The sequence below is a fragment of the Streptomyces sp. enrichment culture genome (assembly GCF_964272855.1).
Classification (GTDB): Bacteria; Actinomycetota; Actinomycetes; order Streptomycetales; family Streptomycetaceae; genus Streptomyces.
On the sequence record NZ_OZ186847.1, the window covers coordinates 7,334,571 to 7,350,663 of the forward strand.

The following is a 16,093-nucleotide window of genomic DNA, read 5'->3' on the forward strand; positions in this document are numbered from 1 at the left end:
TCGCGGCTGAGATGGGTGGCGTCGTGGGGCACCCCGGTTCCGTTCCTTCTCAGCGGCGGAGCCGGGCTCGAGCCGGGGCCCGGTCGGTCGAGCCGTGTCCGGGTGTCCGGGGTGCCCGGTCGGCCGGGAGACCGCGTACCGCCGTCAGGACCTCCCGCACCGAGATCCGCAGGAGCCGTTCGTCCGGTTCGCGTCCGTGGGCGTCGCCGGGGCGGGCGGAGGTGGCGTCGCCGGGATGCCAGAGCGCTCGGTGCCGGGGGCTGGGGGGCGGGCCCCACAGGCGGGGGGCCACCGGGCCGAAGAGGATCACCGACGGGGTGCGCAGAGCCGTGGCCAGGTGGGCGAGGCCCGTGTCGCCGACCACCACGCAGCGCGCGTCGGCGACCAGTGCCGCGAGCCGGTCGAACGGCACGTCACGGGTGCCGCCCAGCACGGCGGACGGGGGCAGCCCCGCCCGTTCCGCGACCCGCCGGGCCAGTACCGCCTCGCCCGCGCCCGCCGTCACCACGACCCGGTGACCCGCCTCGCGCAGCTCGCGTGCCACGGCGGCGAACCGCTCGCTCGGCCAGCACCGGGCGGGCGCGTCCGCGCCGGGATGGACGACGACCGCGCCCGGCGCGGGGGAGGGCGCCGCGGGCGCCGGGATCGTCAGGTCCGCGGGGTCGGCGGGGATGCCGTACCAGGCGAGGAGCCGGCACCAGCGTTCCCGCTCGTGCTCGTCCTCCCGCCAGACCGGGCCGGGGATGCCGGGCGTCCCCGGATGCGCGTACGCGAACAGGCGGCGCGGTGCGAGCCGCTGGAGGAGGAGGTGACTGGGCGGGCCGTTGCCGTGCAGGTCCACGGCCAGGTCGGGCGGCGGCCCGGACCAGGCCAGCCCGGACGGTACGGCCCGTCCCGGCGCCTCGGCCGGCAGCAGCCGGTCCACAAGGCCGGTCGCCGACGCGGCCCCGGCCAGCCGCCCCGGCGCGGCCAGCACCAGCTCGTGGCCCGGCAGTTCCCGCCGCAGCGCCTTCAGGGCGGGTACGGCGGTCAGCAGGTCGCCCAGGCCGAGCGCGCGCAGCACCAGGACACCGGGCCGGGCGGACCGGGCGGGGTCCCGGCTCACGCCGCCGTCCCGCCCGGCTTCAGCGGCACGGCGGCGCGCGCCGCCCGCCGGGCCAGCAGTGTGGTGGACCGGCCGTTGAGGTAGGGCAGGACAACCGCCTGACCGCCCCACGCGCGCAGCGTCTCCGCCTCGGGCAGCTCCTGCACGGAGTAGTCGCCGCCCTTCACCCACACGTCCGGCCGCAGCCGGCTCAGCAGAGCCTCCGGGGTGGCCTCGTCGAACACCGCGACGGCGTCGACGCTGCCGAGGGCCTGGAGCACCCGGGCCCGGTCGGCCACCGGGTTGATGGGGCGTCCGGGGCCCTTGATCCCCCGGACGGAGTCGTCCGAGTTGAGGCACACGATCAGGCAGTCGCCGATCCGCCGGGCGCTCTCCAGCAGCCCCACGTGCCCGGCGTGCAGCAGGTCGAAGCAGCCGCCGGTCGCCACCACCGTGCCGCCGCGCGCCCGCACCTGCTCGGCGAGGGCGAACGCGTCCGCGCCGGGCGCCGGACCGGACGCGGTGTCGGGTTCGGTCCGCCACAGCGCCGGATTCCCGGCACCGCCCGCCGCCACGAACGCGGCGGCCTCCGCGACCGCCCGCTGCAACGCCTCCTCCGGCAGCGCGCCGTCGGCGAGCGCGGTGGCGGTCGTCGCGGCGAAGCAGTCGCCCGCGCCGCACGGATCGCCGCTCGCCCGGTACGGCGGCGGCACCAGCATCGGCGTACCGGCGGCGGGCCGGGTCAGCAGCACCCCGCGCTCCCCGAGCGTCACGGCGACACCCGCGGCCTGCCACAGGTCCGCGAGCCGCGCCCCGCGCTCGGCGTACGCGCGCAGCGACTCGCCCCCGTCGCCGGGGTACAGGCTGCGCGCCTCGGCCGCGTTCGGCGTGACCAGCCGGGCGCCGGGCACCGGGGCCTCGCCCCTGGGGTGCGGGTCCCACACCAGCGGGGTGCGCGGGACGACCGCCTCCAGGTGCTGCCGCACGGCACCCGCGGTGTGCCGCCCGTAGTCGGCGACGAGCACGGCGTGGGCCTGCGTCAGCGCGTCCCGCACCGCCTCGTCGGGCTCCCCGGGCTCGCCGCCGCCCCGGTCGATGCGGACCAGCGGACGCCCGCTCGCCAGCACCCGGGTCTTCACCGGCAGGCTGCCCCGCAGCGGGATCTCCACCAGCCGCACCCGGCCGCGCAGCTGCCGCCGTACGGCCTCACTGGCGGCGTCGTCGCCGAGCGCGGTCACCAGGACCACCTCGCGTCCGCCCCGGGCGGCCAGCGCGGCGGCGAGGCCCGCCCCACCGGGGTGACGGCGGTCGTCGGTGACGTCCACGACCGGCGCGGGCGCGTCCGGGGCCAGCCGGGTGGCGACACCCTCGACGTCCTCGTCGAGCAGCACGTCCCCGACGACCACCAGCGGCCGCGGCCCGGTCACGACACCCTCCCGGCGGCGGTGGCCCGGTCCCGGACGGGGGCCGGGGTGCCGAGGGCCGCGTCGAAGCCCTCGCACAGCAGGTGCACGGCGACCAGATGGGTCTCCTGAACGGTGGCCGTGGTGTCGGCGTCGACGCACAGCGCCTCGTGGGCGGCCTCGGCGAGCGGGTTCGGCGCCGGTCCGGTCATCGCCCAGACCCGCAGCCCGGCCCGGCGGCCCGCGACGGCCGCGCTGATCAGGTTGGCGCTGCGCCCGGAGGTGGACATCAGCATCAGCACGTCGCCCGGTCGGCCGTGGGCGGCGACCTGACGGGCGTACACCTGGTCGAAGCCGTAGTCGTTGCCGATGGCGGTCAGGCTGGAGGTCTCCGCGTGCAGGGAGATCGCCGAGAACGCGGGCCGTTCCTGCCGGTAGCGGCCGACGAGTTCGGCGGTCAGGTGCTGGGCCTGGGCGGCGCTGCCGCCGTTGCCCGCGGCGAGCAGCCTTCCGCCGGTCGGCAGGACGGCGGCGAGCCCGTCGCCCCAGTCCGCGATCCGGCCGAGGCCGTCGGTGCGCAGCCGGACGAGTGCCTGTTCCAGGGAACGGCAGTGCAGCCGGGCGGCGGCGAGTGCAGGGGATTCGCTCATGCTGGTCGGGCGTACCGCGTCGCGGCGACGGCGGCGGGACCCGCACCTCCTTCGAACGTCGGGGCTCGCAGCGGTGACGGGGGGACGGACGGCCTCACACCACCCCCGTCACGGCCGGCTCGGCCTCCAGGACGGCGCAGTACGCCGCCTCCGTCTCGGCGGCGACCCGCGCCCAGGTGTAGCGGCGCAGCACCCGGCGGCGCCCGGCCGCGCCGCACGCCCGCCGGGTCTCGGGGTGGGCGAGGAGGCCGGCGACCGCGCGGGCGAGGGCCCGCGGGTCGCGCGGCGGCACCAGGCGTCCGGTGCCGGGGTCCGCGACGGTGTCCAGCTGGCCGCCGACCGCGCTGGCCACGACCGGGACGCCGCAGGCCATCGCCTCCAGCGGCACGATGCCGAACGGCTCGTAGTCCGCCGGGCACAGCACCACGTCGGAGCCGCGCAGCAGCGGCGGCACCTGCTCGCTGGGCACCCCGCCGGTGAAGCGGACCCGGTCGGCGACCCCGGCCCGGCGGGCGATCTCCCGCAGCCGGCGCACCTCCGGGTCCGGGTCCAGCCGGTCCGCCGGGGGGCCGCCGACCACGACGAGTTCCGTGTCGGGCAGCAGGGCCAGCGCGGCGATGGACACCGCGGCGCCCTTGCGCGGCACCAGCCGGCCCAGCTGGAGCAGCCGGTAGGGGTGGGAGCCGCGCGGGGCAGCAGGCCCCTGCGGGGTGAACAGGCCGGTGTCGACGCCGCACGGCACGATGCTCGCCTTCTCGGCGCGGATGCCCATCCGGGTCAGTTCGACGACCTCGTCCCGGCAGGTGGCGATCACCCGGTCGCAGCCCCGGCCCACCTCGGTCTCCAGCGCGACGCGCTGCGGCGGGCTGGTGTCCGCGAGCCGCTGGTGGCGGCGCTTGACCGTGCCGAGCGCGTGATACGTGTGCAGCAGCGGCAGGTCCAGCGCGCGCACCGCGTGCAGCGAGGCCAGCCCGGACATCCAGAAGTGCGAGTGCGCCACGTCGGGCGGCCGGCCCCGCCAGGCCCGGACCAGCTGCCGCCCGAACTCGTCCATGTGGGGCAGCAGCTCGTCCTTCGGCAGCGGCTCGGGCGGCCCGGCGGGCACGTGGTGGACCTCCACCCCGTCGCGCAGCGGCACCCGGTCGGGCAGGTCCGGGCTGTCCCGGCGGGTGTGCACGGTGACCCGGTGCCCGCGGTCCGCGAGGGCGCCGGCGAGACAGGCGACGTGCACGTTCTGCCCGCCCGCGTCGACCCCGCCGAGCGCGGCCAGCGGACTGGCGTGCTCGGAGACCAGCGCGATGTCGAGGGAGCCGGGGTGGCCGGCGTCCGGGGCGGCGGTCAGGGAACCGACCGATGCGGTCATGAGCGCACCTCCGTCATCACGCGCTCCCAGTCGTTCAGGAAGCGCTTCAGCCCGTACCGTCCGAGGGCCGCCTGGCGGGCCCGCGCCCCGTCCTCGGCCGCCGCGTCGGGCTCCGCCAGATAGCGGCGGGCGGCCTCCGCCAGCACCTGCGGGCGGGTGGACAGCACGCCCGCGCCGGGCGGGACGGCCTCCACCGCCTCGGTGGTGGCGAGCGCCACCACGGGCATGCCCAGGTGCATGGCCTCCAGCAGGGACAGCCCGAGCGAGGTCCAGCGCACCGGGTGCAGGTACAGCCGCCGCTCGGCCATCGCCGCGTGCAGCTCGCTCTGCGGCAGGTCCGCGGACCGGCATCGATCCTCGGACAGCCCGAGGTGCGCGGCGAGGCCCTCGGTGCGCATCCCGAAGACGTCCAGGGGTGCCGCCTCGGCCAGGGCGGGCAGCAGATCGGTGCCGGTGTGGCGGCCGCGCCGTACCGGCTCGTTGACGACGACGGCCGCGCGGGCGAGCCGGCCGGTGTACCGGTGCCCCGGGTCGACGACGCCGTGTTCGACGACCTCGGTGCGGGTGCCGCCGTTGTCCCAGAACAGGCGGTTGAAGTGGGTGACGTGGACGAGGGTCAGGTCGTCGCGGTCGGCGAACGGGTGCCGGGTGTTCGGGATGTCGCCGTCCGGGGCGTTGTGCTCCAGGTAGACGGCGGGGACGTCCCGGCCGGGGCGGCGGCCGCCGAGCCAGCGTTCGGCCAGCTCGATCTCGTGCGGCCGCTGGAGGACGACCAGGTCGACCTCCGCGTCCCGCAGCTCGTCCGGGGTCGCCTCGCGCACGGAGGCGGGCCAGGGGAAGGTCCGGGCCCGGCCGCGCCCGTCCGGGCCGCGGTCGGGGAGCACGGGGACGAGGTAGGTGTGCGGACCCTGGACGAACGCGGTCGTCCAGGAGCCGTGCACATGCCACAGCAGAATGTTCACCACGCCACTCCTCGCTCACTGGCCCCTTTTGTTTCGTTTGCCCGATCCGCCGTCTTCCTTGTCTCAGTCAAGTCATTCATCCCGACCGGTCGGTCTTCCCCTTGGTCCGCCCTTCCTCCGGTGCTGAGCGCGGCCACCGCCGCCAGCACTTCCGCGTCGCGGATCCCGTCCAGACACGGATGTCCCGGCGTGGGGCAACGCCGGGCCCTGGTCCCCGCACAGGCGGCCTCCTGGTCGCCCAGCAGCACCGACGGCACCGCGTACGGCCGCCAGCGTTCGGCCGGCACCACCGGCGCGAACAGCGACACCACCGGCGTGCCGACCGCCGCGGCCAGATGCGCGGGGCCGGTGTTCCCGGTCACCGCCACCCGCGCGCGGGCCAGAACCCCCGCCAGCTGCCGCAGATCCGTCACCCCACCCAGGTCCAAAGCGTGCGAACCGGCCACCCGCGCGGTCAGCTCCCGGTCCCCGCGGCCGCCGGTCACCACCACCCGGTAGCCCTCGGCGGCCAGCGCCGCTGCGGCCCGCGCCGCCCGGGCCGGGCTCCAGGCGCGGGCCGGCACGGCGGCACCCGGATGCAGCACCACATACGGTTCTGGGCCGGTCAGGCGGGTCGTGTCCGGCGGCGGCAGCACCCGCAACGTGCCGTCGTCACCCGCCGGCAGCGCGAACCCGGCGGCCTCCGCCAGGTCCAGGGCGGCAAGCGCCTCGTGCCGGTGCGGCCGCCGGCGGTGGCGCAGATCGAGCAACGCGCCCGGATAGTCCACGCTGTCCGCCGCCGCCCAGCCGACCCCGGCCAGCTTCAGCAACAGGGCCGCGGGCAGCGGGCTCTGATGGAAGGACACCAGGATCAGCGCGCGGTCGAAGCGACGCCCGGCCAGCGTCTGGAGCAGCCGCCGCGTCTCCTCCCGGGACACCGGCGCCGGCTCCAGCCCCACCCACGGCGCGTCGTGCACCAGCACCTCGTCCACGCCCGGCAGCATCCGCGCCGCCTGCTCACCCTGCGGCCCGCACAGCATCGCCGTGTACGACGACCCGGCCGCCACCGCCCGCACGGCGGGCCCGGCCAGCAGCACGTCACCGGCACTGTCCAGCCGGACGACGAGGGTGCGGGGTGCGGCGGTCATGACGGGGCCGCCGTTCGCGTCGTTCGCTGCCAGGAGCAGTCCGCGCCGTGGCCCGGCGTGCGGTCGGTCCCGGTCCTGGTGCCGCTCGGCCCAGCCGCAGGACGTGGCGCCCTCCCGTGCCGGGCCACGGCGTCCGCGGGCCTCGTGCCCAGGACCAGCCGTACCGCCCCGAGCAGGTCCACGGCGGTCTCCGCCGTCTCCTCCGCCAGGGCGGTCTCCTCGGGGCGGGTCAACGGTGTGGGGACCAGTACGGCCCGTGCGCCCGCGGCCCGAGCCGCGGTCAGGTCGGCGCCGATGTCGCCGACGACGACGCTGCGGGCCGGGTCGACGCCGAGGTGGGCGCAGGCGGCCAGGACGAGTCCCGGCGCGGGCTTGCGGCAGCCGCAGCCGTCGTCGGGACCGTGCGGGCAGACCGCCCACACGTCGAACGGACCGAGCAGCTCCTCCACCCGGCGCTGAACCGCTTCGATCCGCGGGCGCGTGAGCAGCCCCCGTGCCACCCCCGACTGGTTGCTGACCACGCCGACCGGTATCCCCGCCGCCCGGACGGCGTCGACCGCCTCGCGCGCCGTCGGCATGGGCTCGACCCGCGCCGGGTCGCCGTTGTACGGCACGTCGACGACGAGGGTGCCGTCGCGGTCGAAGAGCACGGCGGCCGGCAGGGCGTCGGCGGGGGAGCGAGCGGGCGGCGCCGGCCCCTCGGACACGCGCGGGCGGCCCTCGAAGAGCCAGGGGCGGTCGCTCATGACCCCACCCGCTCCCGCTCCGGCTCCGGCCGCGCCGACGGCGGCCCCGCGACCCGGGACGCGTCGAACGGCCGCGTACGCCGGTGCGCGAACCACCCCCGCAGCCAGTGCCGTACGGCGGCGGGCGGGATCGCCACGCTGGTCAGCGCCATCGTCACGATCTCGTCCCGGGTGCGCGGCCCCGGCCGGATCCGGGCCAGCGCGAACTCGGCCGTCCCGGCCAGCCACAGCCCACCGCACACCGCGGCGGCCCGGGGCCTGCGCAGCACCGCGCAGGTCAGCGCGGCCACCGCCGCCCCGGTCACCGCGAGATGCCCGGGCAGCCGCCCCCGTGGCGCGTCCGCCCGGCGCCACCAGGTGCGGCCGTGCAGCCGTGTCATCAGCACGTCGTCCGCGTTGCCCGCCTGGAGCCGTACCGAGACCCAGCGGTCTGCGGGCCGTACCGGATGGGTCGTCGTACGGGACCCCTCGGCCACCGACCACCCGGCGCCGGTCACCCGCAGGGCCAGGTCCGCGTCCTCCCGGAAGGCCCGCCGGAACCGTTCGTCGAAGCCCCCGGCCGCCTCCAGCGCGGTCCGCCGATACGCCATGTCGGCGGTGATCCACCGGGCGGTGGCGAGCCCGGCGGTGTTGCGCTCCCAGTCGGTGGGGCGCCGGTCGGCGGGCAACGGCACGTGGACGCGCGCGGTCACCGCGGCGGTCCGGGGCGTCGCCGCAGCCAGATCGCGGGCGAGATCGGCGGCCCAGGTCAGCCCGGGCACCACGTCGTCGTCCAGGAAGACGACCCAGGGCACCGGTCCGGCGGCCCGCCACCCGGCGTTGCGGGCCGCGGCGGGTCCTCGGGCGCCGCCCGCGACGACCGTCGTGACGGGCCGCAGCGGCTCGGGGACGACATCCGTGAGGGGCGCGCCGCCCGCCGTGGCGGGCCGGTCGTCGACGAGGACCACCCGCGCCGGCGGGGGACCGCCGGCGGCGGCCAGCGCGCGCAGACACGTGCGCAGGCTGGGCCGGCCGAGCGTGGGGATGACGATCGCGTATCCGGTGGTCTCGGCGGGCTCCCCGGCGGAGTGCCGCTCGTTCATCAGACCCTCCCCTCGGCCGAGGCGCGGAAGAAGTCGCCGCGCCGGATCGCGTACGGGCCGATGGCCAGCAGGTCGACGGGTGAGGAGCCGAAACACTCCAGGGCGTCGCGCGGGTCGTCCACCATGGGGCGCCCCGCCGTGTTCAGGCTGGTGTTGACCACGACCGGCAGCCCGGTGAGCTTCTCGAACTCGCTCAGCATCCGCGCCACCAGCGGTTCCCGCGCCGCGTCGACGGTCTGGATCCGGGCCGTGCCGTCCACGTGCACGACGGCGGGGATCCGCTCCCGCCAGGCCGGCGCCACGTCGTGCACGAACAGCATGTACGGGCTCGGCAGCGGCCCGTCGAAGATCTCGGCGGCGCGATCCGCCAGCACCATCGGCGCCACCGGCCGGAACTGCTCGCGGCCCTTCACGTCGTTGAGCCGTTCCAGGTTGCCCGCGTGCCCGGGGTGGGCCAGCAGCGAGCGATGGCCGAGCGCCCGGGGGCCGTACTCCGAGCGGCCCTGGAACCAGGCGACGATCCCGTTGTCCGCGAGCGTCCGCGCCACCGTCCCGGCGATGTCCGGCGGCCGCTCGAACGGTACGGCGGCCGTCTTCAGCCACGCCCCCAGCTCCGCGTCCGACCAGTCCCGGCCGAGGTCGGCGCCGGTCATCGGCTCCGGGGAGTCCCCCTTCCCGGCGGCCAGCAGCAGCGCGCCGCCCAGCGCGGTGCCCGCGTCACCGGCGGCGGGCTGCACCCACACCCGGGAGAACGGGCCCTCGCGGGCGATGCGGGAGTTGGCGACACAGTTGAGGGCGACGCCCCCGGCGAGCGTGAGGACGCTGTCGTGGGTCCGGCCGTGCAGCCAGCGCACCAGATCGAGGAGCGTCTCCTCCAGCACCGCCTGGGCGCTCGCGGCCACGTCCGCGTGCTCCTGCGTCCACGGCTCCTCCGCGCCGCGCCGCGGGCAGAACTCGTGCCACGGCACCCCGGTGGCCCGGAACCCGCCGTCACCCGTCGGATGCACGTACCGGCGCAGCTCCGCCAGCATCCGCGGGGTGCCGTGCGAGGCCAGCGCCATCACCTTGAACTCGTCGGAGGAGCGCAGGAAGCCCAGATGATCGGTCAGCTCCTCGTAGACCAGGCCGAGCGAGTGCGGCAGCTCCTGCGCGTACAGCGCCTCCAGCCGGTCCCCGACCCGGCGCGCGGCGAGATGCGAGGCACGCTCCCCGCGCCCGTCCAGGACCAGCACGGAGGAGTCCTCGGCGCCGTCCGCGCAGTAGGCGCCGGACGCGGCGTGCGCCATGTGGTGCGGCACGAACCGCACGATGTCCGGGTCGAGGCCCGGCAGCGCCGCCTTCAGGAAGCCCGGCGCCTCCCGGGCGTACGTCTGCCGCAGGTGGTCCCAGGGATCGTCCAGGCCCATGTCCGCGGCGGGCCGGGCGAGTGCCGGGTCGTAGGAGTAGGCGACGGCGTCCAGGTCCTGCGGGCGCAGACCCGCCCGGCGCAGGCACCACGCGGCGGCCTTCTCCGGCAGCTCCCAGGCGGAGAACGGCACCGGCCGCTTGCCGTGCTTGCGCCGGGAGAACCGCTCCTCCTCGGCGGCGGCGACGGTACGGCCGTCGACCACCAGGGCGGCGGCGGGGTCGTGGAAGAGGGCGTTGATTCCGAGGATGCGCATGGATGCCAGGCCTTTCGGCGAAGGGGCGGTCGGCTTCCCGGGGAAGGGACGACGGGTCAGTGGTCGGCGCCGGAGCGGAACCAGGCGATGGTCCGCCGCAAGCCCTCCTCGGCGTCCACCTCCGGTTCCCAGCCGAGCTTGTCGCGGGCCAGCGTGATGTCCGGGCAGCGCACGGCCGGGTCGTCGGTCGGCCGTTCGATGAAGCGGATGTCGGAGGCGGAACCGGTCAGTTCGACCACCAGGCGGGCCAGGTCGAGCATGGTGATCTCGTGCGGGTTGCCGATGTTGACCGGGCCGCGCAGCCCGTGCGCCGCGGCCGCGAGGACGCCGCGCACGGTGTCGTCGACGTAGCACAGGGAGCGGGTCTGGCCGCCGTCGCCGGTGACCGTGAGGGGTTCGCCGTCCAGCGCCTGCCGGACGAAGGTCGGCACGGCCCGGCCGTCGTGGCCGCGCATCCGGGGGCCGTAGGTGTTGAACAGCCGCACGATGCAGGTGTCGGTGCCCTCGCCGTCCGCGTGCGCGGTGGTCAGCGCCTCCGCGAAGCGCTTCGCCTCGTCGTAGACGCTGCGCGGGCCGACCGGGTTCACATGGCCCCAGTACCGCTCGTCCTGCGGGTTCTGCTGCGGGTCGCCGTACACCTCGGACGTCGAGGCGAGCAGGAAGCGGGCGCCGGAGCGGTGCGCCAGCTCCAGGGCGTGCCGGGTGCCGAGACTGCCGGCGTCCATGGTGTGCAGCGGCAGCCGCAGATAGTCGGCCGGGGACGCCGGGGAGGCGAAGTGCAGGACGAGGTCGGGCGGCCGGTCGACGGGCAGGCCCTCGGACACGTCGGCCTGCACCAGCGTGAACCCGGGCCGGTCCATCAGCGGTGTCACGTTCTCGGGCCGTCCCGTGCTGAAGTCGTCCACGCAGGTGACCGCGGCGCCCGACTCCAGCAGCGCGGCGCACAGGTGCGAGCCGACGAAGCCGGCGCCGCCGGTGACGACCGCGTGCCGCCAGGCCCGCGGGGAAGTCCGCGCGGCAGCCCGCGAAGTCCGCGAAGTCCGGGAAGAAGGGTTGCTCATTCAGGCCTCCTCGTCAGAGGGACGGCAGGGGTGCGGCGGCGGACCGCCCACACCCGAACAGCCTCCGACGCCCGGGCTCGCGGGGCTCGGTGGTGTACGGCATCGGAGTGACGTACGGAGCGTGACGGGCTCCGTGCCGCGCCGGACGGCGCGGGACGCGGCCCCGGTTTCCCGCCTGGTACCGGAACATGCCGGGAACCGCACACACAGCCGAGCGGGGCCGCTCCGCTGCGATGGTGGCCGTTCGGGTCCCGTGGAAGGATGGGCGCCGGGAGTCGGCCGCCGACCGGCGGCCGGTCCGGTTCCGGAGCAGGACCGCCCGGCCCGGGTCCGGCGGTCACGGGCTCCGCCGCGACGCACCTCGCGGTCCTTGTGCGCATGACATCGACGGCGTTCCGGCCGTCCGCCGCCCTCACGGACCAGCCCGGACACCGTCCGCCGAAAGTGCCTCAGCAGGGGTTTCTCCCGACTTGTGACGGCAACTCGGGCCCGAACCCGCGGCAGCGACCCGCCTCGGACAGGAGTTCCGGATGACCACCACCGCACAGCCTCCCCGCGCCACCGGGACGAGCCCGCGTATCGGCCTGCTCGGTTCCTACGGCGGCTACAACCTCGGCGACGAGGCCATCCTCACCTGCATGCTGAGCTGTCTGCGCACCCACCGACCGCAGGCCCGGCTGATCGCCCTGAGCCGCAACGCGGAGCACACCCGCGCCCACCACCCCACCCTCGACGAGGTGGTCGACTGGGAGGGCGTCCCCCAGAGGCAGGTGCTCGACGTGCTGTCCCGCCTCGACCTGCTCGTCCTCGGCGGCGGCGGCATCCTCTACGACGGCGAGGCCCGCCGCTACCTGCGGGTGACCGGTGCCGCCCAGGCCCGGGGCGTCCGCACCTTCGCCTACGCCATCGGCGCGGGCCCGCTGCGCGAGGCGGAGGACCGGGAGGCGGTGCGCTCGGTGCTGACGGCCATGGACGAGGTCGTCGTGCGCGACGAGGAGTCGCACCTCGTGCTCGAGGAGGCCGGCGTCGACCGGGACATCACCGTCACCGCCGACCCCGCCCTGCTGCTGCCGCCGGAGCCGTTCACCGACCAGATGATGCGCCAGGAGGGCATCCCCGCCGACGCCAACCGGCTGGTCGGCATGTCGGTCCGGGAACCCGGGCGCGCCGCCGAGAAACTCGACGAGGGCGACTATCACGCCCTCCTCGCCGACGTCGCCGACTTCCTCGTACGACGCCTCGACGCCCACGTCGTCTTCGTCCCCATGGAACGCCAGGACGTGCACCACGCCCACGGCGTCCTCTCCCGGATGACCGCGCCCGACCGGGGCCGCATCCTGCACAGCGTCTACAGCCCCGGCCAGGTCCTCGGCTTCATGAGCCACCTCGACCTCGTCGTCGGCATGCGCCTGCACTTCCTGATCTTCGCCGCGCTCTCCGGGCTGCCCGTGCTGCCGCTGCCCTACTCCGGCAAGGTCTTCGACTTCGCCCGCCGCCTCGGCGCCCCCGCCCTCGTCGGCGTCGCCCGCGAGCAGGCCGGACTGCTGCTGGCGGAGGTGGACCGGCTCTGGGACGAGTTCCCCGACCGGCGCGACGACTTCGAACAGCGCGTACGGCGACTGCGCGGCCGGGCGCGGGAGACCTGCGCCCGGGTCGGAGCCGTGCTCGACTCCCTCGACACCGGCATCGCGGGCGTGGCGGACGCCGGCGAGCCGGGCCTGCATCTGCTCAGGCCGGGTACCGGGACCGCGACCTGACGCCCGGAGGGCCCGCCGTCCCGGACGCCGCCCCCGCCGCGCCGGACGCCGGGCCCTCCGTACCGGAACCACCTGCCGACGGGAAGAAGCGATGCCGATCCTGGAACCACCCGCACAGTCCCGGACCGTCACCCTGCCGCCGCGCCCCGCCCGCCACGGCGGCCGCACGGACGTCCTGGTCGTCGGCGGGGGACCGGCCGGCACCGCCGCGGCCTGCGCGGCGGCCGAGGCCGGCGCTGAGGTGGTCCTCGTCGAGCGCTACGGCTTCCTCGGCGGCAACGCCACCGCGGCCCTCGTCATGCCGCTGATGTCGTTCCACAACGAGCGAAAACAGGCCGTGTTCACCGAGCCCGGCCAGCAGGGCGACCATCTGCTGCCCACCGACCACGGCGAGGGCGAGGCGGTGGTCGCCGGGTTCCTGTGGCAGCTCCTGGACCGGCTCGGCACACGCGGCGGCTGCGTGCAGCCGTCCCTGAAGACCGGCTACACCGTGCCGTTCGACCCCGAGATCTACAAACTCGTCCTCCTCGACCTGCTCGACGAGGCGGGCGTGCGCATGCTGTTCCACGCCTTCGCCTCCACCGCGCTGCCACTCGACGACGGCTGGCGGGTGGTGTTCGAGAGCAAGTCGGGCCCCGTCGTGATCGACGCGGGCATCGTCGTCGACGGGACCGGCGACGGCGACGTGGCCGTGGCCTGCGGCGCGCCCTGCGAGATCGGCCGCCCCCAGGACGGGCTGGTGCAGCCGATGACGCTGATGTTCCGGGTCGTGGACTTCCTGCGGCCGCGCTTCTCCGAGTACGTCCGCGAGCACCCCGACCAGTGGAAGGGCGTGCACGGCCTGTGGGACCTCGTCGAGGAGGCCACCAAGGCGGGCGAACTCGACCTGCCCCGCGAGGACATGCTGTTCTTCGGCACCCCGCACCCCGGCGAGGTCAGCGTCAACAGCACCCGCGTCACCGGGGCGCTCGGCATCGACGTGTGGGACCTCACCCGCGCCGAGTACACCGCCCGCCGGCAGCTGGAGCAGATCGAGCGCTTCCTGCGCCGGCGCGTGCCGGGCTTCGAGGAGTCGTACGTCGTGCAGAGCGGCACCCAGATCGGCGTCCGCGAGACCCGCCGCGTCCTCGGCGACTACCACCTGACCGGCCACGACATCATGGAGGCCCGCTCCTTCCCCGACGTCGTCGCGCACGGCGCCTACCCCGTCGACATCCACAACCCCAAGGGCTCCGGTACCGTCCTCATGCGCGTCCCCCAGGGGCGGTTCTACGACATCCCGCTGCGCTGCCTGCTGCCCCGTGACACCGAACGGCTGCTCGTCGCAGGCCGCTGCATCTCCGGCTCGCACGTCGCGCACTCCTCGTACCGCGTCATGCCCATCGCCATGGCCACCGGCCAGGCCGCCGGGGTCTGCGCCGCGCTGGCCACCCGTGACGGCCGCACCCCGCGCGAGGTGCCCGCCGAACTCGTCCAGGAGGAACTGCTCCGCCAGGGCGCGCGGCTGCGCCTCGGCATGGGCGCGCCCACCCGGCAGCCGGGCTGACCCCTGCTCACGCGTCGTTGTCCTGCCACCGCCCGCCCACCGGCGCGGTGTCGAACCGCGTCGCCGCCGAGGCGTTGCCCGAGAAGTCGTTGTCGGTGACCCGCCCGCCCGTCATACGGCCGTCGGCCGTGATCCACAGGCCGTGCGTCTGCGTCTGCGGCCGCCGGTCGTCCCAGACCCGGTTGCCGGTCAGCTGCGGCCGCGACACCGGCGAGTCCACGGTGATCCCGGCGCGTACGGCGGGACAGCCGGGCAGGCGATACCCGGAGCCCGGCGCGGGAGTGCCGTCGGGCCAGGCGGTCGGCGCGCCCGGCCGCCACGGCGCCAGCCCCAGTTCCGTCCCCGTGTTGTACACCACCCGCGCACTCTGTTCGCCGACCGTCACCAGCTTGCCGCGGTGGCCGTCCGGCGGCCAGGCAGCCCCCTCGTCGACCAGCGTGAACGGGGAACAGCGCACCCCGTCGCCGCCGCCCGAGGCCGCCGGTGCGGCACGGCGGCCGTTGTCACGGATCCGGTTGCCGAGCAGCGCCGAGTCGCGCAGCCCGGCGTCCACGCGGACGCCGTCGAGCGCGTTGCCGCAGATGTCGTTGGACTCCAGCACCACGTCCATGGCCGGCTCCTGGTCCCCGCCCTCCAGGTTGTGATCCCAGTACCCGTACCGGCCGTTGTTGCTGATCCGGTTGCCGCGGAAGGCGTACGGGCCGGGGGAGTTGCCGAACCCGATACCGTCGCGGACGTTGCCGTCGATGACACAGCCGGTGACGATGCCGCCCCGCCCGCCGACGCTCGTGGTGCCCTGGGACGACACGTCGAAGCCCGCCTCGTGGTTGCCGATCATCGTCGAGGCGGACACCACCAGCCCGTCGGCCCCCCAGTCGGAGATGCCGAACCGGTTGTCCTCGCAGTGGCAGGCGACGATGCGGATGCCCCGCGGCGGCCTCCAGTGCTCCTGCTGCAGCTCCAGGAAGATGCCGTTGGTGCCGTTGCCGACCGCGGTGCACGAGGTGATCGTCAGACGCTCGCTCGGCCCCCATCCGCCGACGCCGATCCCGATGCCCGCGCCGCCCATCTTCTCCCCGGGGTCCTGCCGCCCGCACCGCTCGGCCAGCACCCCCTCCACGACCGTGTCCTGAAGGAAGTCGCAGCCGAACCCGGTGGCCGCCGTGTCGTGGATGTACAGGTCGCTGAAGCGCCCCCGCAGCACGTACTGCAGCCCCAGCCCCTTCGCCAGCACCTCGTACTGCTCCGTCCGCACCCCCGACCCGTCGATCTCGAAGTGCGCGAAGGTGACGTCGGCGAGGTGACGGTCCCGGCCGGCGCCGTGCTGCGCCGTCGTGAACCAGGCCAGCGGCACCGGGGTGCGCGGCGCGCCGGGATTCTCCAGGACGAAGCAGGTGGCACCCCGCCCCGCCCCGGTCAGCGACACCCCGCTGTGCCAGAGGGTCGGCCGGTCCCGAATCACGTACCGCCCGGCCGGCACCTCGATGGTCCGCGGCCGGCCGTCCGCCGCGCATGCCGCGCCCACCATGTCCACCAGCCGCGCGAACGCCGGCTGGTCGTCGGTGACCCCGTCCCCGACCAGCCCGTGCTGCCTGGCGTCCAGCGTCAACGGCAACGACACAGACATGGACATACGCACTCCTGCCCTCAC

13 protein-coding genes are annotated in these 16,093 nt (G+C 75.9%); 2 read left to right on the forward strand and 11 right to left on the reverse strand.

What is annotated here, in order from left to right; translation table 11 throughout:
- Window positions 1–49: 49 nt before the first annotated feature.
- The 10 genes from ACSU6L_RS32685 to ACSU6L_RS32730 form a co-directional block, all read right to left on the reverse strand.
- Window positions 50–1,105, reverse strand: a complete 1,056-nt coding sequence (locus tag ACSU6L_RS32685; protein WP_437062656.1) for a glycosyltransferase family 9 protein — start codon at window positions 1,103–1,105, stop codon at window positions 50–52.
- Window positions 1,102–2,511, reverse strand: a complete 1,410-nt coding sequence (gene rfaE2 / locus ACSU6L_RS32690) for a D-glycero-beta-D-manno-heptose 1-phosphate adenylyltransferase (RefSeq protein WP_437062658.1) — start codon at window positions 2,509–2,511, stop codon at window positions 1,102–1,104. The genes ACSU6L_RS32685 and rfaE2 overlap by 4 nt, the downstream gene beginning before the upstream one ends.
- Window positions 2,508–3,137 carry a D-sedoheptulose-7-phosphate isomerase gene (locus tag ACSU6L_RS32695; protein ID WP_437062660.1) on the reverse strand — a complete coding sequence of 210 codons (630 nt, stop codon included), beginning with the start codon at window positions 3,135–3,137 and terminating at the stop codon, window positions 2,508–2,510. Before ACSU6L_RS32695 ends, rfaE2 begins: the two co-directional genes overlap by 4 nt.
- Before the next feature lie 94 nt (window positions 3,138–3,231).
- Window positions 3,232–4,500 carry a glycosyltransferase gene (locus ACSU6L_RS32700; RefSeq protein WP_437062662.1) on the reverse strand — a complete coding sequence of 423 codons (1,269 nt, stop codon included), beginning with the start codon at window positions 4,498–4,500 and terminating at the stop codon, window positions 3,232–3,234.
- Window positions 4,497–5,462, reverse strand: coding sequence for a glycosyltransferase (locus ACSU6L_RS32705; RefSeq protein WP_437062664.1), 966 nt, complete (start codon window positions 5,460–5,462; stop codon window positions 4,497–4,499). Before ACSU6L_RS32705 ends, ACSU6L_RS32700 begins: the two co-directional genes overlap by 4 nt.
- Window positions 5,459–6,589, reverse strand: coding sequence for a glycosyltransferase family 9 protein (locus ACSU6L_RS32710; protein ID WP_437062666.1), 1,131 nt, complete (start codon window positions 6,587–6,589; stop codon window positions 5,459–5,461). Before ACSU6L_RS32710 ends, ACSU6L_RS32705 begins: the two co-directional genes overlap by 4 nt.
- The gene (locus ACSU6L_RS32715; protein WP_437062668.1) at window positions 6,586–7,335 is read right to left on the reverse strand and encodes a D-glycero-alpha-D-manno-heptose-1,7-bisphosphate 7-phosphatase; all 750 of its coding nucleotides are present in this window, start codon (window positions 7,333–7,335) and stop codon (window positions 6,586–6,588) included. The genes ACSU6L_RS32710 and ACSU6L_RS32715 overlap by 4 nt, the downstream gene beginning before the upstream one ends.
- Entirely contained in the window at window positions 7,332–8,417 is a 1,086-nt protein-coding gene (locus ACSU6L_RS32720) for a glycosyltransferase family 2 protein (RefSeq protein ID WP_437062670.1), read from the reverse strand. The genes ACSU6L_RS32715 and ACSU6L_RS32720 overlap by 4 nt, the downstream gene beginning before the upstream one ends.
- Window positions 8,417–10,078 (reverse strand): carbamoyltransferase family protein, encoded by a 1,662-nt coding sequence (locus ACSU6L_RS32725; protein WP_437062672.1) that lies wholly within the window; start codon window positions 10,076–10,078, stop codon window positions 8,417–8,419. Before ACSU6L_RS32725 ends, ACSU6L_RS32720 begins: the two co-directional genes overlap by 1 nt.
- A gap of 56 nt (window positions 10,079–10,134) precedes the next feature.
- Window positions 10,135–11,139 (reverse strand): NAD-dependent epimerase/dehydratase family protein, encoded by a 1,005-nt coding sequence (locus ACSU6L_RS32730; protein ID WP_437062674.1) that lies wholly within the window; start codon window positions 11,137–11,139, stop codon window positions 10,135–10,137.
- Between the two features lie 530 nt (window positions 11,140–11,669).
- Here ACSU6L_RS32730 and ACSU6L_RS32735 point away from each other — a divergent pair.
- Both ACSU6L_RS32735 and ACSU6L_RS32740 read left to right on the forward strand, forming a co-directional pair.
- Window positions 11,670–12,896, forward strand: a complete 1,227-nt coding sequence (locus ACSU6L_RS32735) for a polysaccharide pyruvyl transferase family protein (protein WP_437062676.1) — start codon at window positions 11,670–11,672, stop codon at window positions 12,894–12,896.
- 91 nt (window positions 12,897–12,987) lie between these two features.
- Entirely contained in the window at window positions 12,988–14,442 is a 1,455-nt protein-coding gene (locus ACSU6L_RS32740) for an FAD-dependent oxidoreductase (protein WP_437062678.1), read from the forward strand.
- Window positions 14,443–14,449: 7 nt separating this feature from the next.
- Here the strand turns inward: ACSU6L_RS32740 and ACSU6L_RS32745 are convergent, their stop codons facing one another.
- Complete coding sequence (locus tag ACSU6L_RS32745; RefSeq protein ID WP_437062680.1) at window positions 14,450–16,075, reverse strand: right-handed parallel beta-helix repeat-containing protein; 1,626 nt, start codon at window positions 16,073–16,075, stop codon at window positions 14,450–14,452.
- Between the last annotated feature and the right edge of the window lie 18 nt (window positions 16,076–16,093).